A 22,210-nucleotide genomic window follows, 5' to 3' on the forward strand; every position below is an offset into this window, starting at 1 on the left:
GAGCCATGGATGGCGGAGCAGAAGCGCCACAGGGATGTGCCGTAAGGAGCGGTTTTTGGGAGGCACCTCCCGCCAAGGCCCACCACCGAAATCGACAGGCTAGGGCCGAAACTAAGATCCCAAACGCCGAAACAGTCGCTCAAACTGGGCGATGTTTTGCTGGATGTAGTCGATGAACGCCTGCATGGCCGGCGTCGGGTGCCGGGCCTGGGGGTAGACCACGCACCAGCTGCGACGCAGGGGGAAGCCGGTGATGTTGAGGGCCTGCAGGGAACCCAGGGCAAGCTCCGAAAGAACGCTGAGCTTTGGCACCACCGCTACACCCAGACCGGCCAGGACTGCGTGCTTCACTGCATCGTTGGAACCCAGTTCGATGGTTGGCTCCATCTTCAGGCGGTGTTGCTGGCAATAGACCTCCAGCGCCAGGCGGCTGCCGGAGCCGGCTTCCCGGGTTAGCAGCTGGCTGTTGAGGAAGTCCTGAGGTGCTACAACCTCCTGCTCCAGCAGCGGATGGCCGGCCGGGACGATGGGGATGAGTTCGTTGTCGAGAAACGGCAGCGAGGTCAGCGGCCGGTCCGGGGGCACCATGCCCATGATCACCAGGTCGTCGCTGTTGTCGTTCAGACGTTGCAGTGCGGTGGCGCGGTTGACCACGGCCACCGAGACGTTGACCTGCGGGTTCAGTTGCAGAAATGAACGCAGCAGGTAGGGCACCACGTATTGTGCGGTGCTGACGGCCACCAGCTTTAGATCTCCCGCTACCCTGCCCTCCAACGCCGCCAGGCGGTTCTGCATATCGGCCAGTTCGCGGAACACGGAGCGCACGCAGGCGGCCATTTCTTCGCCTGCCGCGGTGCAATACAACTTGCGACCCACGTATTCGAACATGGGCATGCCCAGGGCCTGCTCCAGGTGGCGTACCTGGCTGCTGACGGCGGGCTGGGTCAGGCCCAGCAGGTCGCCGGCTTTGCTGTAGCTTTTCAGGTCGTAGACCGCTTTGAACACTTGCAGCTGCCGGAAGGTCAGGCGGTTGGCGAGTTTCTGGATACTCAGGGGCATGGGCGTTCCCGATTCGAACCATTCATAAGATATTTGTTATACGTAAGCGAAATAATATCAATTTTTCGTGATCCGTCATCCCCGTTACTCTTTTCCCACCTTCATTCGGGACGACGAGACGAGGAATCGCCCATGTTGAAGCCCACGCTTAAAAAAGTTCTGATCGCCAACCGTGGCGAGATTGCGGTGCGTATTGTCCGCGCCTGCGCCGAGATGGGCATCCGCTCGGTGGCGATTTATACCGAGCCGGATCGCTACGGCCTGCACGTGAAGCGCGCCGACGAAGCCTATTCACTGGGAGAGGACCCGCTGGCCGGCTACCTGGACCCGGCGCGGATTGTGAACCTGGCGCTGGAGACCGGCTGCGACGCCATCCATCCCGGCTACGGCTTTCTGTCGGAGAATGCCCGCTTTGCCCAGCTGTGCGAGCAGCACGGAGTTACCTTTATCGGCCCCAGGTCGGACGTTATCCACAAGATGGGCGACAAAACCCAGGCCCGGGACAGTATGCGGGCGGCCGGTGTGCCCATCACCCCGGGTTCCGAGGGCAACCTGGCGGGACTGGATCACGCGCTGAAGCTGGCCAACGAGATCGGCTACCCGGTGATGCTAAAAGCCACCTCCGGTGGTGGTGGCCGGGGCATTCGCCGGTGCGACTCTCCGGAGGAGCTGAAAACCCAGTACCCGCGGGTGATTTCCGAGGCCACCAAGGCTTTCGGTTCGGCCGAGGTGTTCATGGAAAAATGCATTGTGAACCCGCGCCATATCGAGGTGCAGGTGCTGGCTGACAGCCACGGCAATGCGATTCACCTGTTCGAGCGGGACTGCTCCATCCAGCGCCGCAACCAGAAGCTGATCGAGATCGCCCCCAGCCCTCAGCTTACCCCGGAACAGCGCCAGTACATCGGCGGCCTGGCGGTAAAGGCGGCGAAAGCGGTGGGTTACGAGAATGCCGGTACGGTGGAGTTCCTGCTCACCGGCAACGAAGTCTACTTCATGGAGATGAACACCCGGGTGCAGGTGGAGCACACCATTACCGAAGCCATCACCGGGGTGGATATTGTCCGCGAGCAGCTGCGGATCTCCGCCGGCGAACCTTTGAGCTACCGGCAGGAGGACATTTCCTACCGGGGCTATGCCCTGCAGTTCCGGATCAATGCGGAAGACCCGAAGAATGACTTTCTGCCCAGCTTCGGGCGCATCACCCATTATTACGCACCGGGCGGCCCCGGCGTTCGGGTGGATACGGCCATCTATACCGGCTATGAGATTCCGCCCTATTATGACTCCATGTGCCTGAAGCTGGTGGTCTGGGCCCTGACCTGGGACGAGGTCATTGCCCGGGGCAAGCGGGCGCTGGATGACATGCGCCTGCACGGCATTACCACCACCGCCAACTACTACCAGCAGATCCTGGACCATCCGGATTTCCGGGCCGGGGTGTTCGATACCAGCTTTGTGCCGAGCCACCCGGAGTTGCTGAACTATTCCGCCAAACGTCATCCCAGTGAAATTGCCCTGGCCATTGCCGCCACGATCGCAGCCCACGCCGGCTGGTAATCCGCAGGAGGATTTAACATGAGTAAAGCAAAGAAGATTGAAGTGACCGACGTTATCCTTCGTGACGCGCACCAGTCCCTGATTGCTACCCGCATGCGCACCGAAGACATGCTGCCGATCTGCGACAAGCTGGACCAGGTGGGTTACTGGTCCCTGGAAGTCTGGGGCGGCGCCACCTTTGATGCCTGCGTGCGTTTTCTGAAGGAAGACCCGTGGGAGCGCCTGCGCCAGCTACGCCAGGCCCTGCCCAACACCCGCCTGCAAATGCTGCTGCGGGGCCAGAACCTGCTGGGTTACCGGCATTACGCCGATGACGTGGTGGAAGCCTTTGTGCAGAAAGCCGCCGACAACGGTATTGATGTGTTCCGGGTGTTCGACGCCCTGAACGATCTGCGCAACCTGGAAACCGCCATGAAAGCGGTGAAAAAAGCCGGCAAGCATGCCCAGGGTACCATTTGCTACACCACCAGCCCGGTGCACACTCCTGAGCTGTTTGTTCAGCAGGCCCTGGAACTTAAAGCCATGGGTGCAGATTCCATCGCCATCAAGGATATGGCCGGCCTGCTCACCCCCTACGCCACCTTTGAGCTGGTGAAAGCCATCAAATCCGCCGTCGACCTGCCACTGGTGATTCACAGCCATGCCACCGCAGGCCTGGCGGCCATGTGCCAGTTGAAAGCCATCGAAGCCGGTGCCGACCGGATTGATACCGCCATCTCATCCTTTGCCAACGGCACCAGCCACCCGGCAACGGAATCCCAGGTGGCCGCCCTGAAAGGCACCGACTACGACACCGGGCTGGACCTGGAACTGCTGAGCGAAATTGCCGATTACTTCCGGGAAGTGCGCAAGAAGTACCATCAGTTCGAGAGCGAGTTTACCCGGGAAGACGTGTCAGTACAGATCAACCAGGTGCCGGGCGGCATGATGTCCAACCTCGCCAACCAGTTGAAGGAGCAGAACGCCCTGGACAAAATCCGGGACGTGTTCAGCGAGATTCCGGGAGTGCGGGCGGACCTGGGCTACCCTCCACTGGTAACCCCCACGTCCCAGATTGTCGGAACCCAGGCGGTGTACAACGTTCTGGCCGGACAGCGTTACAAGACCATCACCAACGAGGTAAAGCGCTACCTGCAAGGCGGCTACGGCCATCCGCCGGCTGAGGTGAATGCCGACATCCAGAAGAAAGCCATCGGCAATGAAAGCGTAAACGAAGGCCGGCCGGCGGACCTGCTCAGCCCGGAGCTGAACAAATTGCGAGAAGACATTGGTAGTCTGGCCACCTGCGAGGAAGATGTGCTCACATACGCCATGTTCCCGGACCTCGGCCGGGAGTTCCTGCAGCAGCGCAAAGACGGCACCCTGAAGCCGGAAGAACTGCTACCAGCTGAGCACAAGGGCCGTGACCGTATGGGCACTGCCGTTGCCACCGAATTCCGCATTGATGTGCACGGAGAAACCTACGAAGTCGCCGTTACCGGCGTGGGCGCCTCCGGCCCGGGCAAACGCAAGTTGTACCTGTCGCTGGACGGCATGCCCCAGGAAGTGGTGTTCGAGTCGCTGAACGAATACGAGGCCTCAGCCGGCGGTAGCGGCCGCAAGCAGGCCACGGATCCGGGCCATGTCACCACCACCATGCCCGGCAATGTGGTGGATGTACTGGTCAAGGAAGGCGATACTGTCGCCGCTGGCCAGGCGGTGATGATCACCGAAGCCATGAAAATGGAAACCGAAATTCACACCAGCGTGGACGGCACCGTGCAGGCGGTTTACGTCACCAAGGGCGACCGGGTTACTCCGGGCGAAGTATTGATCGAGATTGCCTGACCGGCAGGAGGAAACACTATGGACCACATTGTTCGCGGCGTACTGGATTTTCGCAAGAACGTTTACCCGGAGCACAAAGACCTGTTTGGCGCCCTGGCCGACAGTCAGAACCCGGATGTTCTGTTCTTCACCTGTTCCGATTCACGCATCGACCCGAACATGGTGACCGGCTCCAACCCCGGTGACCTGTTCATCTGCCGTAATGCCGGCAACGTGATCCCGCCCCACAGCAACGAGACCGGAGGCATGACCGCTTCCATCGAATATGCTGTGGCGGTGCTCGGCGTGCGACACATCATCGTCTGCGGCCACACCGACTGCGGTGCCATCAAAGGTGCACTGGATATCCCGGCCCTTAAGGGCCTGCCGCACGTAAAGGAATGGCTGGGCCATTGCCGTTCCGCCATGGAAATCGTTCGTGAACGCCATGGCATTGACGGTGACACGCCGCTGGATCCGAAATACCTGAACGAAGCCATTGAGGAAAATGTGCTGCAGCAGGTTCAGCACCTGCGCACGCACCCTGTGGTGGCGGCCAAGCTGGCTACCGGAAAGATCGAGATTCACGGCTGGGTGTACGATATCAAGTCCGGCAACATTCGTTGCTGCGGGCGGGATAGCATCGAGTTCAAGAATTTCGATGACTATTATGCGGAGACGATTGCTCGGGTTGCTGAGGCCTGACGTCTTTGTGTGGTGTTTGGGCGGGGTGGGGATACCTTCCCCACCCCACCCTTTCTAACTCTTAGCTAACATCCCGATCAGGCCAGTACGGCCCAGAGGTCGTGCTCGTCGGCGTGTTCTACTACGGCCCGGACAATCTGGCCTGGCTGCAGCTCGGTCTCGCCATTGAGGTAGACCATGCCGTCGATTTCCGGAGCGTCGGCCTTGGAGCGGCCGATGGCGCCTTCTTCGTCTACTTCGTCAATCAGCACATCAATGGTCTTGCCGATCTTCGCCTGCAGGCGGGCGGCTGAGATTTCTGCCTGTTTGGCCATAAAACGGGCCAGGCGCTCTTCCTTCACTTCTTCCGGCACGGCACCTTCCAGCTCATTGGCTTTTGCGCCTTCTACCGGGCTGTAGGTGAAGGCACCCACGCGGTCGAGCTGGGCTTCGTCGAGCCAGTCGAGCAGGTACTGGAAGTCTTCTTCGGTTTCACCGGGGAAGCCGACAATGAAGGTGGAACGAATGGTCAGTTCCGGGCAGATCTCCCGCCACTTCTTGATGCGCTCCAGGGTTTTGCTGTCGTGGGCGGGGCGTTTCATGGCCTTGAGCACTTTCGGGCTGGCGTGCTGGAACGGGATGTCCAGGTACGGCAGGATCTTGCCTTCGGCCATCAGCGGGATGATGTCGTCCACGTGGGGATACGGGTAGACATAGTGCAGGCGCACCCATACGCCCATGTCACCCAGGGCTTCACACAACGACTGCATTTTTGTCTTCAGCGGCCGGCCCTGCCAGAACCCCGTACGGTATTTAATATCGACACCGTAGGCGGAGGTGTCCTGGGAGATCACCAGCAGTTCCTTTACGCCGGCATCCACCAGGCGCTTGGCTTCGTCCATGACATCACCGATGGGACGGCTGACCAGTTTGCCGCGCATGTCCGGGATGATGCAGAAGGTGCAGCTGTGGTTGCAGCCTTCGGAAATCTTCAGGTAGGCATAGTGGCGGGGGGTCAGTTTGATGCCCTGAGGCGGTACCAGGTCCACAAACGGGTCATGGTCTTTATTCGGGGGTACAAACTGGTGCACCGCGCCTACCACTTCTTCATAAGCCTGGGGGCCGGATACCGCCAGCACACCGGGGTGGGTTTCACGGATTTTGTCTGCTTCCACGCCCATGCAACCGGTTACGATGACCTTGCCGTTCTCGCTGATGGCCTCGCCGATGGCGTCCAGGGATTCCTGCTTGGCGGCGTCGATAAAGCCGCAGGTGTTTACCACCACGATGTCGGCATCGTTGTAGGTGGGCACTACGTCGTACCCGTCCAGGCGCAGCTGGGTAAGAATGCGCTCGGAATCAACCAGTGCCTTCGGGCAACCCAGGCTGATAAAGCCGACTTTTCCGCCCTTGGCGGTGTTTTCTGTTTTCTCGGTCATAACGGTTCTGAAGGAATCCCGGAGCAAAGCTCCTGATGAATGTAGGCGGCGATTTTACCTCAGCGGAATTGCAACTGCAGCACTATCCGGCTACCGGTCGTGGGTGGATAATACGGATCACCGCAGGCCATTCTGTGAACCATGGTTCAGATTTAATTCATAAATTTGCAATAATATGCTTCAATACCCTTGCTGGTCATAATTTGAACAACTACACTCTCTCAGCAATCAAACACCTGTTCGGAAGCCATCTATGGGGAAGGCAACACATCTGGAAACTGCATTCGCCAGAAGGGTTCGGGTCAAGCCCATCGCTGCAAGGCACAACCTGCGCAACCAGCAACGGGTGGAAGTGTCTGCCGACATTTTGATTGAACGAGCGGATGGCAGCCGCCTTGACGGCAAAATTGCCAACCTTTCCCGCTCCGGCGTGATGATTTCCTGCTCACAGGACACTGCCCGGACACTGCTACCCGGCCTTGTCCCGCCGGCTCCCGGCCAGTCGCTGGAAGTAACCACTCGTTTCAGTGTTCCGGTATTACCCACCCAACCGGTTGCCGTGGTAGCCGAAGGCAATATCGTACACATGCGCCGCGTTGCCAGGGACGAGTTCCATCTGGGTATCCGTTTCTGCGAGTTTGAAGGCAACGGCTTTGACTACGTAGACCGTTACGTGGCCAAACTGCTGGCAGGAAACTGACCGGCATACCCGCCGGACTGCCTGCGAGTCGCTATATTTTTAGAACCCGAAGTTCTTGTTGGTCATCTTCTTATTCCATATTACCCTCTGATATAGTCGGTTTTCTGAGTTAAAGCCCTTACTGGCCTTTGCGGCAACGGAAAACCATGACCACATACAACCTCACCCATCTCAAGCAGCTGGAAGCGGAAAGCATCCACATCATCCGGGAAGTGGCGGCCGAGTTCGACAACCCGGTTATGCTGTACTCCATCGGCAAGGATTCCGCCGTAATGCTGCACCTGGCGCTCAAAGCCTTCTACCCGGGCAAGCCCCCCTTCCCCCTGATGCACGTAGACACCACCTGGAAATTCCGGGAGATGATCGAATTCCGTGACAAGCAGGTGAGCCGTTACGGGCTGGATCTGATCGTGCACACCAACGAAGAAGGCGTGAAGCAAGGCATAGGGCCGTTCACCCACGGCAGCGCCAAGCACACCGACATGATGAAAACCCAGGCCCTGAAACAGGCTCTGAACAAGTACAAGTTTGATGCCGCCTTCGGTGGCGCGCGCCGGGATGAAGAGAAATCCCGGGCCAAGGAGCGGGTGTATTCGTTCCGGGATGAACACCACCGCTGGGATCCCAAAAACCAGCGCCCGGAGCTTTGGAATATCTACAACGGCAAGGTCAACAAGGGCGAAAGCATTCGCGTGTTCCCGCTGTCGAACTGGACCGAGCTGGATATCTGGCAATACATCTACCTGGAAAACATCGACATAGTGCCCCTGTATTTCGCCGCCGAGCGCCCGGTGGTGGAGCGCGACGGCACCCTGATCATGGTCGACGACGACCGTATGCCCCTGAAAGAGGGCGAAAAGCCGGTGATGAAATCGGTGCGGTTCCGGACCCTGGGCTGCTACCCCCTGACCGGCGCCATTGAATCCGGGGCCAACACGCTGCCGGAAATTATCCAGGAAATGCTGCTGGCCACCAGCTCCGAACGGCAAGGCCGGGTAATCGACCACGATTCCGCCGGCTCCATGGAACAGAAAAAGCGGGAAGGGTACTTTTGAGATGTCACACCAGTCTGAACTGATCGCCGACGATATTCTGGCGTACCTGAAACAGCACGAGAACAAAGAGCTGCTGCGCCTGCTCACCTGCGGCAGCGTGGATGACGGCAAAAGCACCCTGATTGGCCGCCTGCTGCACGACACCAAAATGATCTACGAAGATCACATGGCCAGCCTGAAAACGGACAGTGCCAAGATGGGCACCACCGGTGAAAAACTGGACCTGGCCCTGCTGGTCGACGGCCTGCAGGCCGAGCGTGAACAGGGCATCACCATTGACGTGGCCTACCGCTACTTCAGCACCGACAAGCGCAAGTTCATCATTGCCGACACCCCGGGCCACGAGCAATACACCCGCAACATGGCCACCGGCGCCTCCACCGCGCAACTGGCGATCCTGATGATCGACGCCCGCCACGGCGTGATGACCCAGACCCGCCGGCACTCGTTCATCGCCTCCTTGCTGGGCATTCGCCACATTGTGGTGGCGGTGAACAAGATGGACCTGGTGGACTTCAGCGAACAGCGCTTCAATGAAATCCGCGACGAATACCTGGCCTTTGCCACCAAACTCGGCCTGAAGGATGTCCGCTTTGTGCCGATTTCCGCCCTGGACGGCGACAACGTGGTGAACAAGAGCGAGAACACCCCCTGGTTCACCGGCCAGCCTTTGATGGAAATCCTCGAAACCGTGGAGGTCTCCCGGGACAAAAACCTGGAACACTTCCGCTTCCCGGTGCAGTACGTCACCCGCCCCAACCTCAACTTCCGGGGTTTCTGCGGCACCGTCGCCTCCGGCGTGATCCGCCCGGGCGAAACCGTGATGGCCCTGCCCTCGCGGCGCACCAGCAAGGTCAAGGAAATCGTCACCTTCGACGGCAACCTGAGCGAAGCCTATATCGACCAGGCCGTGACCCTGACCCTGGAAGACGAAATCGACATCAGCCGTGGCGACATGCTGGTGAAAGCGGACGACGAGCCGGAAGTTCACAACCGCTTTAACGCCAACATTGTCTGGATGACCGACGCGCCTCTGGAAACCGGCCGCCTCTACGACATCAAGCTGGGGCCCACGTTTACCTCCGGCACGGTGAAAAAGATTCACCACCAGACCGATGTAAACACCCTGGAGCAGAACCCGAACCCAAGCCAGCTTCAGCTCAACGAAATCGGCCTGTGCGAACTGACCCTGAACCAGCCCATCGCGTTCGACGCCTACCAGCGCAACCACGCCACCGGCAGCTTCATCGTCATCGACCGCCTGACCAACGTAACGGTCGGCGCCGGTATGATCGCCGGCCTGGCCGATGGCCTGGAATCGCTTGATCCGGTTACTTCTGAGGAGCGCGAGCGCCGCCTGGCCCAGAAACCGGCCATCATCGCCTGCACCGGCAAACAGGCCCCGCAACTGGCCCTGGCCGTGGAGCGGGCTTTGTTTGACCAGGGCAAGACGGCGGTGGTGGTGTCCGAAGAAAACACCGGCGACGCCGACGAGCGCCGGCGCGTGGCCCAGCTGCTGACCGCCCATGGTCTGGTGGCTGTGGCGGTGAACCTGGGCACTGACATTGCCAATGCCAGCGTTTCTGCTGATTCGGAGACCGATATTCCAGCTGCGGTTGCGGGGCTCTTGCAGGACCTGGCTCGGAGTCAGCGGGTTTAAGCTCTTGATTCCCCATCCTTGGCGGGCGGGCTGCCGGGGTGGGGGATGGTTTTCTTTGGAAAAACAACTCGCTTCGCTCAGACATCTTTTTCCGGCAGAAAACCATCCCCCACCCCGACGCCGGCAGAGATTTTTAGGGGGTTCTGTAATCCAACTGTTTGTTGGTGGTTGCCACTTTTTGGCCTGCACAGTATCCTGTACAGTACAGCATTTTGTACAGGGCATATTTTATGGACGCTATAAGCTATACCGTTGCAAGAAGTAATCTGGCGAAAACCATGGAGCAGGTTTGTGAAGACCACTCACCGGTGATTATTACCCGGAGCAAGGCCCAGTCTGTGGTGATGATTTCGCTGGAGGATTACGAAGCACTGCAGGAAACCGCCTATCTGCTACGGGCACCCAAAAACGCCCGCCGATTGCTGGAATCCGTCGCTGAACTGGAACAAGGCGGCGGCCAGGAAAAGGATCTTCTTGAATGAAACTCATCTTCTCCGAGCACGCCTGGGAAGACTATTTGTACTGGCAGAGCACTGACAAAAAGGTCGTTAGTCGCATCAACAAACTTATCAAGGCGACCATGCGAGAGCCCTTCGAAGGCATCGGCAAGCCGGAGCCACTAAAGCACAACCTCGCCGGTTACTGGTCACGCCGGATTAACGAAGAAGACCGCATGGTCTACAAAGTCACCGAAGACGCCCTACTCATCGCCCAGCTCCGATATCACTACTGACAGCAAACACCCCCTTATCCTCAGCAGTTCCAGAAAAAGCCGACTTCACTCAAATGGTCTGCCGGTCGTGGGGTGGTGGTTTATTTTTCTGCCGGAAAAAGATGTCTGAGCGAAGCGAGTTGTTTTTCCAAAGAAAAATAAACCACCACCCCGCGACCCGCCCCCACAACTCGAAAGCTACAATGAATCCCACGCCGATACATGGCAAAATCCCCGCCCACCAAGATTAACCACAGGAGCTGAATAACATGGCCATCAAACACCTGCGCACTGCCTTCGCCAGCCAGTACCAGCCGGGCCAGCCCGCCCGCCTTGTTGCCGGCGAGGCCCTGCAGGAGCCCGGTGGCGATTACGAAGCCCTGCACAAGCAGATGAAGCGCCTGTTCAACAGCAAACCCGGCAAGAAATACGGCCGCTTCTCAGACGACATCGGCGAATGCCCCTTCAGCGCCTGGCTTAAAGACTATCTGGAAGACAAACAAACCTTCACCGCCATGACCGACCGCCTGTTCGGCCAGTGGCAGGAACTGCTCAACGGCAGCCAGGAAGAGTTTGATGGCCACCTGATGGTGGTTCACGACGCCCTGGCCGATTCCGAAGTGGTTTACCTGTTCATCCTCGAAACCGACGGCGCCATGCGTTTTGACGGCAGCCAGAAACTGGATGCCACGGACGTGCTGAGCCTGTCGCGCCTGAACCTCGCCGTGCGAATTGAGCTGGACGAATGGCGTAATGAAAACACCAGCGACAACTACATGACCGTCGTCCACGCCCGCGGCACCGGAGACCCCGGCGAGCTGTTCCTGCGCCTGTGTGCCTTCACCAACAGCGTGGATGTGGAAAAGGAAACCATGACTTTCCTGAACGCAGTGGAAGCCTTCGCCAAGTCCAGCGAACCGGAAAAGGCCGGGGAAGTCCGCGCCAAGGCCTACGAATTCTGCAAAGACCAGCACGCCCTCGGCGAGCCGGTGGCCATCGAGGCGCTGTCCAATTACCTGGACGAAAGCCAGCCTGAGCGCTTCAAGGAATTTGCCAGCAAGAACTCAGAAATGCCCGAAACCGGCGTGCTGCACCCGGACCACCGCAAAGTCAAAAAACTCGTGCGCATCGCCGGCTCCGGCGGCGGCATGAGCGTGTCGTTCTCATCTGACCTGGTAAACCAGGCGGTCTACTACGACCGCGACAAAGACGCCCTGACCATTACCCGCCTGCCCAAGGCTTTGCGGGAGCAGTTGCAGCGGTACCTGGAGGCTCGCGAGGACTGAGTTGTGCTTTCCTAGCCTGCTGGTTTTGGGGGCGGGTCGCGGGGTGGGTGAAGCTTTTTTCTTTGGAAAAACAACTCGCTTCGCTCAGACATCTTTTTCCGGCAGAAAAAAGCTTCACCCACCCCGCACCGGCATGACAATGGTGCGGGCGTCCGTCAGGTCTCGTTTGCTTTTAGATTTTCTGGTTGCTCATCCCACCGGGGGCGATTCGCCCTTATTTTTCTGACTTCCTGCATCCAACCCACCCCGTCGATCAACTCACCGGTTTCGTGGTCGATGGGCGGATACGGCAGGTTGCGGTCGTCGCAATAACGCTTCACCGTGGGCTGGCACCAGCAGAACAGCAGGCGGTTGTATTCGTCATCCGGCATCCGCCGCTGGTCAAACATCCCCGCCAGTTTTCGCTGACGCTGGGCTTCGGAAAGAATGATCGAGCAAGCCGAGGACACGTTCAGCGACTCCACCATCCCCATCATCGGAATCACGATATGCTCATCCGCCTGCTCGGCGGTCACCGGGTTCACCCCGTCCACCTCGTTACCCATGATAATCGTGCACGGCACGGTGAAATCCACCTCCCGAAAATCCACAGCCCGGTCTGACAACTGCGCGGCATACAGCTTGTGCCCCTGCGCCTTCAGCTCGGTCACCGCGTTGTCCATGGTGGGATGGGTATGCGTCGTCACCCAGTGAAAACTGCCACCGGCTGTCTTACGAAATGCCCGAAAACCCTCCTTCGGCCAGACCACGTGCATGTTCGCCACACCAAAGGCGTCGCAGGAGCGGATGATGGCGGACAGGTTTCGGGGTTTATGCACCTGGTCCGTCAGCACCCGCAGGTCGGGTTGGCGGGTGTTCAGGACTTGTTTGATTCGGGCGAGGCGTTCGGGGGTCATAACGTAATGTCTGTCGGAATCCAGGAATAGCGTTGGTGAAGGCTTGTGGGATGGGGCTTCCAAAAATTTGTGGAGCCATGGATGGCGGAACAGAAGCGCCACAGGGGCTCAGCCGAGCGCTTATGAAGCAATGCTTCATGCGACAGCTGAGCGACCACAATCTGTGATTGTGGGCCGGACCCCGAAGGGGTGCCGTAAGGAGCGTTTTTTGGAAGCCCCATCCCACAAGCCTTCTTGCACCCACGCCGGAAAGCTGGAAATGATACCACAGCAAAACTAGAGACAATCCGAGACAACGGTGGTTGAAGTTTAGGCACCCCGTTATAATACGCAGTCAATTTTTGCCAGCGCCCCACACCACCCCGGCGCAACACACACCAAACTACGTGAGACCCATGGCCAAGAAGCTGTTCATCAAAACCCACGGCTGCCAAATGAACGAGTACGACTCTGCCCGCATGGCAGACCTGCTCAAAACCGGCGAAGCGGTTGAAATGACCGACAACCCGGATGACGCCGACATCCTGCTGCTGAACACCTGCTCCATTCGCGAAAAAGCCCAGGAAAAAGTGTTCCACCAGCTCGGCCGCTGGAAACGTCTCAAAAGCAAAAAACCCGATATGATCATCGGCGTTGGCGGCTGCGTTGCCAGCCAGGAAGGCCAGGCCATCCTCGACCGGGCCCCTTACGTAGACATGGTGTTCGGCCCGCAAACCCTGCACCGCCTGCCAGACATGATCAGCGAAGTCCGAATGAAAGGTAACGGTGTAGGCGTGGTTGACGTCAGCTTCCCGGAAATCGAGAAGTTCGACAACCTGCCGGAACCTGGTGCCGATGGCCCTTCTGCGTTCGTTTCTATCATGGAAGGCTGCAGCAAATACTGCACCTTCTGCGTGGTGCCCTACACCCGTGGCGAAGAAGTCAGCCGCCCGGTAGACGACGTGATTGCCGAGGTGGCCCACCTGGCTGCCCAGGGCGTGCGCGAAGTAAACCTGCTGGGGCAGAACGTAAACGCCTATCGTGGCGACACCCACGACGGCGACCAGATGGACCTGGCGGAACTGATCGAAGTGATCGCCACCATTGATGGCATCGACCGCATCCGCTACACCACCTCTCACCCGGTGGAATTCAGCGAGTCACTGATCGATGTCTACGAGCGGGTTCCGGAGCTGGTCAGCCACCTGCACCTGCCGGTGCAAAGCGGCTCCGACCGCATCCTGGCAGCCATGAAGCGCGGCCACACGGCGCTGGAGTACAAATCCAAGCTGCGCCGCCTGCGCAAGATCCGCCCGGACATCAGCTTCTCTTCTGACTTCATTATCGGCTTCCCGGGTGAAACCGATAAGGATTTCGAGGATACCATGAAGCTGATCAACGACATCGGCTTTGATATGTCCTTCAGCTTCATCTACAGCGCCCGCCCGGGTACTCCGGCGTCGGATCTGCCGGACGATACGCCGGTGGAGGTGAAGAAGCAGCGGTTGAGTATTCTGCAGGATCGCCTGAATCAGAATGTGATGGATATCAGCCGCAAGATGGTCGGTTCCACTCAGCGGATTCTGGTGACTGGTCTGTCCAAGAAGGACCCGGGGGAGTATGCGGGGCGTACCGAGAACAACCGCATTGTGAACTTCCGCCATGAGAATCCTGAGGTGGTTGGCCACTTCATCGACGTAGAAATCGTCGAGGCCTACCCGAACTCTCTTCGTGGTGTGCCGGTTAGTTCTGAGTTGTTTTAGGCTTCGGCACCCATGTGCTTGTAGTTCGGGGGCGGGATCTTGGGCGGGCAGGCCTTCCAAAAACCGCTCCTTACGGCACATCCCTGTGGCGCTTCTGCTCCGCCATCCATGGCTCCGCACATTTTTGGAAGGCCTGCCCGCCCAAGCTCCGACCATCAACAGTGCAGCATGCAAAAACGCTCACCATAGTGCGTTCATCATGAAGCAACAGCCAAACCAGCTTGATTTTTAATCAGCGAACCTGCACATAGCAAGAAAGGCCGGTGCGTGGGTTCGCTTCCACAGGGTATCGTAGGCCATGGATGGCCGAAGCTAAGCGAACAGGACGTCTTGAGCGTCCCTGTGGAAGCGAACCCACTCATCGGCCATACTGCCCAATTCAAGAAATGCATGCTCCGGCCTAAACCACCCGGGCCAGAGTTAAAACCAGAACGGAGCAATATTGAACACTCACGATACCAGACAATTTGACCTGCACCCGGTGAACCAGCGCCGGCTGGCGACCCTGTGCGGGCAGTTTGATGAACACCTGAAGATGATTGAACAGCGCCTGCAGGTGAAAGTCGGCCGGCGCGGGCATCATTTCCGGGTGGAAGGCCACACTGAAAACGTGGCAGCGGCTACCGAGGTCATCCGGCACCTGTACCGGGAAACCGAGGCCAGCGAGGACATTCCGCCGGATACCGTGCACCTGTTTATCCGAGAGACCGGCCTTGAGCGGCTGCCGGATGACGTGCCTTATGATGAAGGCCAGATTACCGTCATCAAGACCCCCAAACTGACCGCCAAGCCCCGGGGCCGGAATCAGCAGAAGTATGTGCACAGCATCCGCACCCACGACATCAACTTTGGCATCGGGCCGGCGGGTACGGGTAAGACCTGGCTGGCCGTGGCCTGTGCGGTTGAGGCACTGAAGGACGAGCAGGTGAAGCGGATTCTGCTGGTTCGGCCAGCGGTGGAAGCCGGCGAGAAACTGGGCTTTCTGCCCGGCGACCTGGCACAGAAGGTGGACCCGTACCTTAGGCCGCTGTACGACGCGCTTTATGAAATGCTGGGCTTTGACCAGGTTACCCGCCTGATCGAGAAGAGCGTGATCGAGATTGCGCCGCTGGCGTTTATGCGCGGGCGCACGCTGAACAACTCATTCATCATTCTGGACGAGAGCCAGAACACCACACGGGAGCAGATGAAGATGTTCCTGACCCGGATCGGTTTTGGCTCTACGGCGGTGATTACCGGTGATACCACTCAGGTGGACCTGCCACGGGGCCAGAATTCCGGCCTGATTCACGCCGCCGGCGTGTTGAGCAAGGTGCCTGGCATCGGCTTTACCCGTTTTGAAGCCAAGGATGTGGTGCGCCACCCGCTGGTTCAGCGGATTGTGGAAGCCTACGATTCCTTTGATGACGGGAGCTCCGGCAGCCGATGAACAAGCTGACTGTGGACTTCCAGATGGCCTTTGACGGTGCGGGTGTGCCGGATGAAGCGCAGTTCCACAGCTGGGCCGAAAAGGCCTGGCTGGGCGAGAATCCGTCCGAGGTGACCATCCGTATTGTCGATAACGACGAGAGCCGGGAGCTGAACCACCAGTACCGGGGCAAGGACAAACCCACCAATGTTTTGTCCTTCCCATTTGAAGCGCCAGCGGGTATAACGATGCCATTGGCCGGAGATCTGGTTATTTGCGCACCGGTTGTTGAAAAAGAGGCGCAGGAACAGCATAAAGAGCCTGTAGCCCACTGGGCTCATATGGTGGTGCACGGTATGTTGCACCTTCAGGGCTACGACCATATTGAAGATAACGAAGCCGAGGTCATGGAAGCCCTCGAGGTTCGGCTGCTGTCGCAGCTCGGATTTGCTAACCCTTACGAAGCAGAGGAAACGGAACCAGACTCATGAGCGACGATCAGTCGAGTCGCAGCCAGGGCAGCAAGTCCTGGCTGGAGCGTATATCACAGGCCTTTTCCAGCGGGCCTGAGTCCGTTGAGGACGTGCTGGAAATTCTGCGGGACGCCGAGTCCCAGAGCATTATTGATACCGATTCCATGAGCATCATCGAAGGTGCCATGCAGGTGATCGATATGCGGGTGGATGAAATCATGATTCCCCGCTCCCAGATGATCACCGTGAAAGCCTCCCAGGAACCGAAAGAATTCCTGCCCGAGATCATGTCATCTGCCCACAGCCGTTTCCCGGTGATTGGTGAAAGCCCGGACGACGTGCTGGGTGTTCTGCTGGCCAAGGATCTGCTGCCGCTGGCCCTGAACAACAACCTCAACTGGTCCCGCATCCGTGAAATCCTGCGCCCGCCCACCTTTGTGCCCGAGAGCAAGCGGTTGAACCAGCTGCTCAAGGAGTTCAAGGAAAACCGCAACCACATGGCCATCGTGGTGGATGAATACGGCGGTACGGCAGGCCTGATTACCATTGAGGATGTGCTGGAGCAGATCGTCGGCGAGATCGAAGACGAACACGATTTCGACGAAGAAACCCACATCAAGGCCCGGGGCGATGGCACCTTTGCGGTGAAAGCCGTGACTCCGGTTGACGACTTTAATGAATTTTTTGGCACCGACCTGGACGAAGAAGAGTTCGATACCATTGGCGGCCTGGTGCTCAAAGAGTTCGGCCACCTGCCCAGACGGGGCGAAACGGTTGAATTCGGCGGTTTGCAGTTTACTATTGCGAACGCCGATAACCGAGTCATCCGTTTGCTGCAGGTAACCCGAAGTGAGTCATGAAAACGGCCTGAGCCATCCGCTCAACCTGAAATTTACTGCCCATCCCTGGCTGGGCCCGGTGATCCTGATGATCGCCGGCGCCCTGCAAACCCTTACCTTCTCGCCGTTCCATATCTGGGCGCTGGGGCCGGTATCGGTTCTTCTGATCCTCCTGGTTACCCTGAACCTGCCGTCGGAGAAGCTGTTTCGCGCCGGCTGGTTTGTCGGCCTTGGGCTGTTTGCCTCCGGCGTGAGCTGGATTTACATCAGCATCAGCAAGCACGGCAACACCTCGATGCCCATCGCGGTTCTGCTGATGGTGCTGTTCGTGGCAGGGCTGGCGCTATTCCACGGGCTGGCGTTCTGGTTCTGGGGCAAGCTGGCCAGGCAAAGCATGGTGCGCCGGCTGATCCTGTTTCCCGCCATCTGGCTACTGGGGGACTGGCTCCGGGGCTGGCTGCTGACCGGCTTTCCCTGGCTGTACCTGGGCACCGCCCACACCGATGGCCCACTGGCCGGGCTGGCACCATTAACCGGTGTGCACGGGCTGACCTTCTGGATCGTGGTTACCGGCGCAGCGGCTTACGGGGTGTGGTGGCTGATCCTGGCTGGCCGAAAAGCTGCGGCCGGTGCGACGGCAGCGATCGTGGTATTACCCTGGCTGCTGGCTCCTGCCCTTAATCAGGTCAGCTGGACCAGTATCAGCGAGGAGCCGAAAAGCTTTGCCGCCATGCAGGGCAATATTCCGCAACAGATCAAGTGGGATCCGGAGTTCCTGAAAGACCAGATTGTGGCGTATCTGGGGATGACTGAAGAACACTGGGATAAAGACATCATCCTGTGGCCGGAAACCGCCATTCCCATTCCCCAGGACCAGGCCGGCAAGATCATTGACCACATCGAGGAACGGCTTGGCGAGAACAGCACCCTGATTTCCGGTATTCCCTGGTATGGCTACAGCGGCGAAATCGAGGACTACACCTTCCACAACAGCATCCTGGCTGCCGGTGGCGGCGAGGGCATGTACCACAAACAGAAGCTGGTACCTTTCGGCGAGTATGTGCCGCTGCAGGGATTACTGCGGGGACTGATCGGCTTCTTTGACCTGCCCATGAGCAGCTTCACCCCGGGCCCGGGCCAGCAATCCGGCCTGAGCGCCACCGATACCCGGCTGATGCCCTACATCTGCTACGAAGTGGCCTACCCGGATTTTGTGGCGTTCAACGCGCGGAATACCGGCATGCTGGTGACCATCAGCAACGATGGCTGGTTCGGCGACTCTATCGGCCCTCTTCAGCACCTGCAACTGGCCCGCATGCGCGCCCTGGAAACCGGGCGCTACATGCTGCGCGGCACCAACAACGGGGTAACGGCCATCATCAACGAAAAAGGCCAGATCACCGAGCGCATCCCCCAGTTCCAGCGGGCCGTGCTCACCGGCGAGGTATTCTCCGCCACCGGCAGCACGCCCTACATGCAGACCGGCTCCTGGCCGGTGCTGACCCTGGCGGTGATCCTGATTGTTTTCGTGCGGGAGCGGGTGATTCCTAAACGCTGATTTTTAGCCACGGAATCACCCTTCCTTAGGCGGCCACCGGCTGGTTACGCGCTCGAAGTAGTGGGAGCCACATGCCTCACAAGGGTGCAGGTGACTGGTTTTGGTCAAGCACAGCATATGGCTGCAGTTCAGGCAGCGGAACATGCCGGCGGTGGCCACTTCGCCGGAGATGTAGTGGCTGACATCTTCGTTCTCCAGCTTCTGGGACAGCTCCAGGGTATCTACCAGGGTCTGGTCCGCCACCGACAGCAGGCGGTCGGCCAGAGTCTGTTCCAGCAGGGAGATGTCCAGCTGCAGCCACTCTTTCAGGCCTTCCCCGGTTTCCTCCACAAAGTGCATCAAATGCTGGAGATCCCGCTGCAGGTAGGCGCCCAGCAGGTCGGCTTCCTCCCGGGTCATCTCCTCCAGTTCGTATTCAAACTCGACCGCCTTCTGCACTTCTTCTTCCAGAGTCTGCAAGGACGTCTCCTGCAGATCGTGCAGGCGGGTCTGCACCCGCTCCAGCATTCGGTCATAGGCCTCGAGGGCTTTACCTGAAAGGTGACTGCGTTCCGGTTCTGTCATAACGGCTCCTTCAACCTGACTTCCAACCTGACTTCGGGGCACTGGCCTGCGGCCTTCGCCATTACTGACAGTCTGGCACATCCCGCAGAATTTGGCAGACTACCTGTTAAGCCTTCGGTGCGTTAGAATGTTCGGCCTTTTCGAACATCCTTTTCTCACAGGGTACTTTTGGTAATGGCAGGAATGGACGAGCAATACAACCCACGTGACGTAGAACAGACCGCCCGCAACTTCTGGGAAACCAACGAAACCTTCAAGGTGAAGGAAGAGCCGGGCAAGCCCAAGTACTACTGCCTGTCCATGTTCCCCTACCCCAGCGGCAAGCTGCACATGGGCCACGTTCGCAACTACACCATCGGCGACGTGATTTCCCGTTATCAGCGCATGCAGGGCAAGAACGTGATGCAGCCTATGGGCTGGGACGCCTTCGGCCTGCCTGCGGAAAACGCCGCCATTGCCAATAAGTCCGCGCCGGCAAAGTGGACCCGCTCCAACATCGATTACATGAAAAACCAGCTCAAGCAGCTGGGTTTCGGGTACGACTGGAGCCGCGAACTGGCCACCTGCGATCCGGAATATTACCGCTGGGAACAGTGGTTCTTCGCCCGCCTGTATGAAAAAGGCCTGGTGTACAAGAAGATGTCCACCGTTAACTGGGACCCGGTTGACCAGACCGTCCTGGCCAACGAACAGGTGGTTGACGGCCGCGGCTGGCGCTCCGGCGCGCTGGTAGAGCAGAAAAAGATTCCCCAGTGGTTCATCCGCATCACCGATTACGCGGAAGAACTGCTGAACGACATGGACGACCTGGAAGGCTGGCCGGAACAGGTCAAGACCATGCAGCGCAACTGGATTGGCAAGTCCACCGGTACCGAGCTGACCTTCCCGCTGAAAGATCGTGAAGACGGCCTGACCGTTTACACCACCCGCCCGGACACCCTGATGGGCGTGAGCTACATGGCGGTCGCTGCCGAGCACCCGCTGGCCAAGGCAGCAGCAGAGCGCCACCGCGACGTGGCGGAGTTTGTGGACCAGTGCCGTAACAGCAAGGTAGCTGAGGCCGAAATGGCCACCATGGAAAAGAAAGGTATTGATACCGGTTTCAAGGCCATCCACCCGCTGACCCAGGAAGAAATTCCGGTTTGGGTCGCCAACTTTGTGCTGATGGACTACGGCACCGGCGCCCTGATGGCCGTACCGGGCCACGATGACCGTGACCACGAGTTTGCCCGCAAATACAAACTGGCCATCAAGCAGGTGATTGCGCCGAGCAACCACGAAGATATCGATGTTCAGGAAAAGGCCTACACCGAAAAAGGTGTACTGGTTAGCTCCGGCAAATACAGCGGCCTGACCAGCGATGAAGCCTTCGAGGAAATCGCCAGCTACCTGGAAGCCAACGGCATTGGCAAGCGCACCGTTAACTACCGCCTGCGCGACTGGGGTGTTTCCCGCCAGCGTTACTGGGGCGCGCCCATCCCGATGATGACCCTGGAAGACGGCACCGAGATGCCGGTTCCGGACGACCAGCTGCCGGTTCGCCTGCCGGAAGATGTCGAGATGGACGGCGTGCAGTCGCCCATCAAGGCAGACCCGGAGTGGTGCAAAACCGAGTTCAACGGCCAGGCCGCCACCCTGGAAACCGATACCTTCGACACCTTCATGGAGTCGTCCTGGTACTACGCCCGTTTCTGCAGCCCCAACTACGACAAGGGCATGCTGGACCCGGCTGCCGCCAACTACTGGCTGCCGGTAGACCAGTACATCGGTGGTATCGAGCACGCCATCCTGCACCTGCTGTACGCCCGCTTCTTCCACAAGCTGCTGCGGGACGTGGGCCTGGTAAACAGTTCCGAGCCGTTCAATCGCCTGCTTACCCAGGGCATGGTGCTGGCCGAGACTTACTACCGTAACGAAGACAACGGCGGCAAGACCTGGTTCAACCCGGCGGACGTCACCGTAGAACGCGACGGCAAGGGCCAGGTGGTACGCGCCATCCTGAAAGCCGATGGCCAGCCGGTGGAAATCGGCGGCGTTACCAAGATGTCCAAGTCCAAGAACAACGGCATCGATCCCCAGTCGATCATCGATGAGTTTGGTGCCGACACTGTGCGCCTGTTCATGATGTTTGCCGCACCGCCAGAGCAGTCCCTGGAGTGGTCTGACAGCGGCGTGGAGGGCGCGCACCGCTTCCTCAAGCGCCTGTGGCGCATGGTGACCGAGCATGCGGCCGGCGGCGATGTTGCTGCCCTGGATGCCAGCGCTCTGAACAGCAGCCAGAAAGACCTGCGCCGCAAGACCCACGAGACCATTGCCAAGGTCAGTGACGACATCAGTCGCCGCCTGACCTTCAACACCGCCATTGCAGCCGTAATGGAACTGCTGAATGAAGTGGGCCGCCTGGGTGATGACGAACCCCAGAGCCGCGCCGTGCGCCAGGAAGCCCTGGACACCGCGGTACGGGTGCTGGCTCCGATCGTGCCTCATATCTGTCATAAACTCTGGCAGGTGCTGGGCCACAGTGAGCCGGTGGTTGACGCCAGCTGGCCGGTCGCCGATGAAAGCGCCATGGTCCGCAGCGAGATCGAAGTGGTCCTGCAGGTCAACGGCAAGGTACGGGCCAAGGCCACAGTCCCGGCCGATATCAGCAAGCCGGACCTGGAAAAGCTGGCCCTGGAGAACGAAAACGTTCAGCGTTTTGTTGAAGGCAATACCGTTCGCAAGGTGATTGTAGTGCCCGGCAAACTGGTCAACGTGGTGGCCAACTGA

At 59.0% G+C, this 22,210-nt stretch carries 19 protein-coding genes; 15 read left to right on the forward strand and 4 right to left on the reverse strand.

The window, feature by feature from the left end; translation table 11 throughout:
* Positions 1-111 precede the first annotated feature (111 nt).
* A complete protein-coding gene (locus B2589_RS02860) occupies positions 112-1,059 on the reverse strand; it encodes a LysR family transcriptional regulator (RefSeq protein ID WP_286815546.1) in 948 nt (315 codons plus the stop codon).
* A gap of 132 nt (positions 1,060-1,191) precedes the next feature.
* Here B2589_RS02860 and B2589_RS02865 point away from each other — a divergent pair, with 132 nt between their 5' ends.
* From B2589_RS02865 to B2589_RS02875, 3 genes are read left to right on the forward strand one after another with little or no spacing between them, the layout of a single operon-like run.
* The gene (locus tag B2589_RS02865; protein WP_286815547.1) at positions 1,192-2,619 is read left to right on the forward strand and encodes an acetyl-CoA carboxylase biotin carboxylase subunit; all 1,428 of its coding nucleotides are present in this window, start codon (positions 1,192-1,194) and stop codon (positions 2,617-2,619) included.
* Positions 2,620-2,637: 18 nt separating this feature from the next.
* Positions 2,638-4,446, forward strand: coding sequence for a sodium-extruding oxaloacetate decarboxylase subunit alpha (gene oadA / locus B2589_RS02870; RefSeq protein WP_286815548.1), 1,809 nt, complete (start codon positions 2,638-2,640; stop codon positions 4,444-4,446).
* An 18-nt stretch (positions 4,447-4,464) separates the two neighbouring features.
* Positions 4,465-5,130, forward strand: a complete 666-nt coding sequence (locus B2589_RS02875; RefSeq protein WP_058341316.1) for a carbonic anhydrase — start codon at positions 4,465-4,467, stop codon at positions 5,128-5,130.
* Between the two features lie 77 nt (positions 5,131-5,207).
* On the opposite strand, the gene rimO is transcribed toward B2589_RS02875, so the two are convergent.
* Complete coding sequence (gene rimO / locus B2589_RS02880) at positions 5,208-6,548, reverse strand: 30S ribosomal protein S12 methylthiotransferase RimO (RefSeq protein ID WP_286815549.1); 1,341 nt, start codon at positions 6,546-6,548, stop codon at positions 5,208-5,210.
* A 253-nt stretch (positions 6,549-6,801) separates the two neighbouring features.
* On the opposite strand from rimO, the gene B2589_RS02885 reads away from it, so the two are divergent.
* From B2589_RS02885 to B2589_RS02910, 6 genes are all read left to right on the forward strand, one after another.
* On the forward strand, positions 6,802-7,248 hold the full coding sequence (locus B2589_RS02885) for a PilZ domain-containing protein (RefSeq protein WP_286815550.1): 447 nt from the start codon (positions 6,802-6,804) through the stop codon (positions 7,246-7,248).
* A 146-nt stretch (positions 7,249-7,394) separates the two neighbouring features.
* Complete coding sequence (cysD, locus tag B2589_RS02890) at positions 7,395-8,303, forward strand: sulfate adenylyltransferase subunit CysD (protein ID WP_286815551.1); 909 nt, start codon at positions 7,395-7,397, stop codon at positions 8,301-8,303.
* Between the two features lies 1 nt (position 8,304).
* Complete coding sequence (gene cysN, locus B2589_RS02895) at positions 8,305-9,963, forward strand: sulfate adenylyltransferase subunit CysN (RefSeq protein WP_286815552.1); 1,659 nt, start codon at positions 8,305-8,307, stop codon at positions 9,961-9,963.
* Between the two features lie 230 nt (positions 9,964-10,193).
* Positions 10,194-10,445 (forward strand): type II toxin-antitoxin system Phd/YefM family antitoxin, encoded by a 252-nt coding sequence (locus B2589_RS02900; RefSeq protein ID WP_022989702.1) that lies wholly within the window; start codon positions 10,194-10,196, stop codon positions 10,443-10,445.
* Positions 10,442-10,696, forward strand: coding sequence for a Txe/YoeB family addiction module toxin (locus tag B2589_RS02905; RefSeq protein ID WP_022989703.1), 255 nt, complete (start codon positions 10,442-10,444; stop codon positions 10,694-10,696). Before B2589_RS02900 ends, B2589_RS02905 begins: the two co-directional genes overlap by 4 nt.
* Positions 10,697-10,944: 248 nt before the next feature.
* Positions 10,945-11,961 (forward strand): nucleoid-associated protein, encoded by a 1,017-nt coding sequence (locus tag B2589_RS02910; protein WP_286815553.1) that lies wholly within the window; start codon positions 10,945-10,947, stop codon positions 11,959-11,961.
* Positions 11,962-12,116: 155 nt separating this feature from the next.
* Here the strand turns inward: B2589_RS02910 and trmH are convergent, their stop codons facing one another.
* Complete coding sequence (gene trmH / locus B2589_RS02915) at positions 12,117-12,857, reverse strand: tRNA (guanosine(18)-2'-O)-methyltransferase TrmH (RefSeq protein WP_286815554.1); 741 nt, start codon at positions 12,855-12,857, stop codon at positions 12,117-12,119.
* Between the two features lie 395 nt (positions 12,858-13,252).
* Here trmH and miaB point away from each other — a divergent pair, with 395 nt between their 5' ends.
* From miaB to lnt, 5 genes are all read left to right on the forward strand, one after another.
* Positions 13,253-14,599, forward strand: coding sequence for a tRNA (N6-isopentenyl adenosine(37)-C2)-methylthiotransferase MiaB (miaB, locus tag B2589_RS02920; RefSeq protein ID WP_286815555.1), 1,347 nt, complete (start codon positions 13,253-13,255; stop codon positions 14,597-14,599).
* A 442-nt stretch (positions 14,600-15,041) separates the two neighbouring features.
* Positions 15,042-16,028: a PhoH family protein gene (locus B2589_RS02925; protein ID WP_022989707.1), complete on the forward strand. Its 987-nt coding sequence runs from the start codon at positions 15,042-15,044 to the stop codon at positions 16,026-16,028.
* A complete protein-coding gene (gene ybeY / locus B2589_RS02930; protein WP_199458061.1) occupies positions 16,025-16,498 on the forward strand; it encodes an rRNA maturation RNase YbeY in 474 nt (157 codons plus the stop codon). The genes B2589_RS02925 and ybeY overlap by 4 nt, the downstream gene beginning before the upstream one ends.
* Positions 16,495-17,340 (forward strand): HlyC/CorC family transporter, encoded by an 846-nt coding sequence (locus tag B2589_RS02935; RefSeq protein WP_286815556.1) that lies wholly within the window; start codon positions 16,495-16,497, stop codon positions 17,338-17,340. The genes ybeY and B2589_RS02935 overlap by 4 nt, the downstream gene beginning before the upstream one ends.
* Positions 17,341-17,407: 67 nt before the next feature.
* On the forward strand, positions 17,408-18,877 hold the full coding sequence (gene lnt, locus B2589_RS02940) for an apolipoprotein N-acyltransferase (protein ID WP_286815661.1): 1,470 nt from the start codon (positions 17,408-17,410) through the stop codon (positions 18,875-18,877).
* Positions 18,878-18,892: 15 nt separating this feature from the next.
* Here the strand turns inward: lnt and B2589_RS02945 are convergent, their stop codons facing one another.
* Complete coding sequence (locus B2589_RS02945; RefSeq protein ID WP_199458059.1) at positions 18,893-19,441, reverse strand: zinc ribbon-containing protein; 549 nt, start codon at positions 19,439-19,441, stop codon at positions 18,893-18,895.
* Between the two features lie 183 nt (positions 19,442-19,624).
* Here B2589_RS02945 and leuS point away from each other — a divergent pair, with 183 nt between their 5' ends.
* Entirely contained in the window at positions 19,625-22,210 is a 2,586-nt protein-coding gene (leuS, locus tag B2589_RS02950) for a leucine--tRNA ligase (protein WP_232901671.1), read from the forward strand.

This window comes from Marinobacter sp. UBA3607 (assembly GCF_002375525.1).
Taxonomy (GTDB): domain Bacteria; phylum Pseudomonadota; class Gammaproteobacteria; order Pseudomonadales; family Oleiphilaceae; genus Marinobacter; species Marinobacter vinifirmus.

What these genes read in the sequence shown, in the direction of transcription:
- B2589_RS02860 (WP_286815546.1), bottom strand. Translation starts at nt 1,059, where the DNA reads ATGCCCCTGAGTATCCAGAAACTCGCCAACCGCCTGACCTTCCGGCAG.
- B2589_RS02865 (WP_286815547.1), top strand. Translation starts at nt 1,192, where the DNA reads ATGTTGAAGCCCACGCTTAAAAAAGTTCTGATCGCCAACCGTGGCGAG.
- oadA (WP_286815548.1), top strand. Translation starts at nt 2,638, where the DNA reads ATGAGTAAAGCAAAGAAGATTGAAGTGACCGACGTTATCCTTCGTGAC.
- B2589_RS02875 (WP_058341316.1), top strand. Translation starts at nt 4,465, where the DNA reads ATGGACCACATTGTTCGCGGCGTACTGGATTTTCGCAAGAACGTTTAC.
- rimO (WP_286815549.1), bottom strand. Translation starts at nt 6,548, where the DNA reads ATGACCGAGAAAACAGAAAACACCGCCAAGGGCGGAAAAGTCGGCTTT.
- B2589_RS02885 (WP_286815550.1), top strand. Translation starts at nt 6,802, where the DNA reads ATGGGGAAGGCAACACATCTGGAAACTGCATTCGCCAGAAGGGTTCGG.
- cysD (WP_286815551.1), top strand. Translation starts at nt 7,395, where the DNA reads ATGACCACATACAACCTCACCCATCTCAAGCAGCTGGAAGCGGAAAGC.
- cysN (WP_286815552.1), top strand. Translation starts at nt 8,305, where the DNA reads ATGTCACACCAGTCTGAACTGATCGCCGACGATATTCTGGCGTACCTG.
- B2589_RS02900 (WP_022989702.1), top strand. Translation starts at nt 10,194, where the DNA reads ATGGACGCTATAAGCTATACCGTTGCAAGAAGTAATCTGGCGAAAACC.
- B2589_RS02905 (WP_022989703.1), top strand. Translation starts at nt 10,442, where the DNA reads ATGAAACTCATCTTCTCCGAGCACGCCTGGGAAGACTATTTGTACTGG.
- B2589_RS02910 (WP_286815553.1), top strand. Translation starts at nt 10,945, where the DNA reads ATGGCCATCAAACACCTGCGCACTGCCTTCGCCAGCCAGTACCAGCCG.
- trmH (WP_286815554.1), bottom strand. Translation starts at nt 12,857, where the DNA reads ATGACCCCCGAACGCCTCGCCCGAATCAAACAAGTCCTGAACACCCGC.
- miaB (WP_286815555.1), top strand. Translation starts at nt 13,253, where the DNA reads ATGGCCAAGAAGCTGTTCATCAAAACCCACGGCTGCCAAATGAACGAG.
- ybeY (WP_199458061.1), top strand. Translation starts at nt 16,025, where the DNA reads ATGAACAAGCTGACTGTGGACTTCCAGATGGCCTTTGACGGTGCGGGT.
- B2589_RS02935 (WP_286815556.1), top strand. Translation starts at nt 16,495, where the DNA reads ATGAGCGACGATCAGTCGAGTCGCAGCCAGGGCAGCAAGTCCTGGCTG.
- lnt (WP_286815661.1), top strand. Translation starts at nt 17,408, where the DNA reads ATGATCGCCGGCGCCCTGCAAACCCTTACCTTCTCGCCGTTCCATATC.
- B2589_RS02945 (WP_199458059.1), bottom strand. Translation starts at nt 19,441, where the DNA reads ATGACAGAACCGGAACGCAGTCACCTTTCAGGTAAAGCCCTCGAGGCC.
- leuS (WP_232901671.1), top strand. Translation starts at nt 19,625, where the DNA reads ATGGACGAGCAATACAACCCACGTGACGTAGAACAGACCGCCCGCAAC.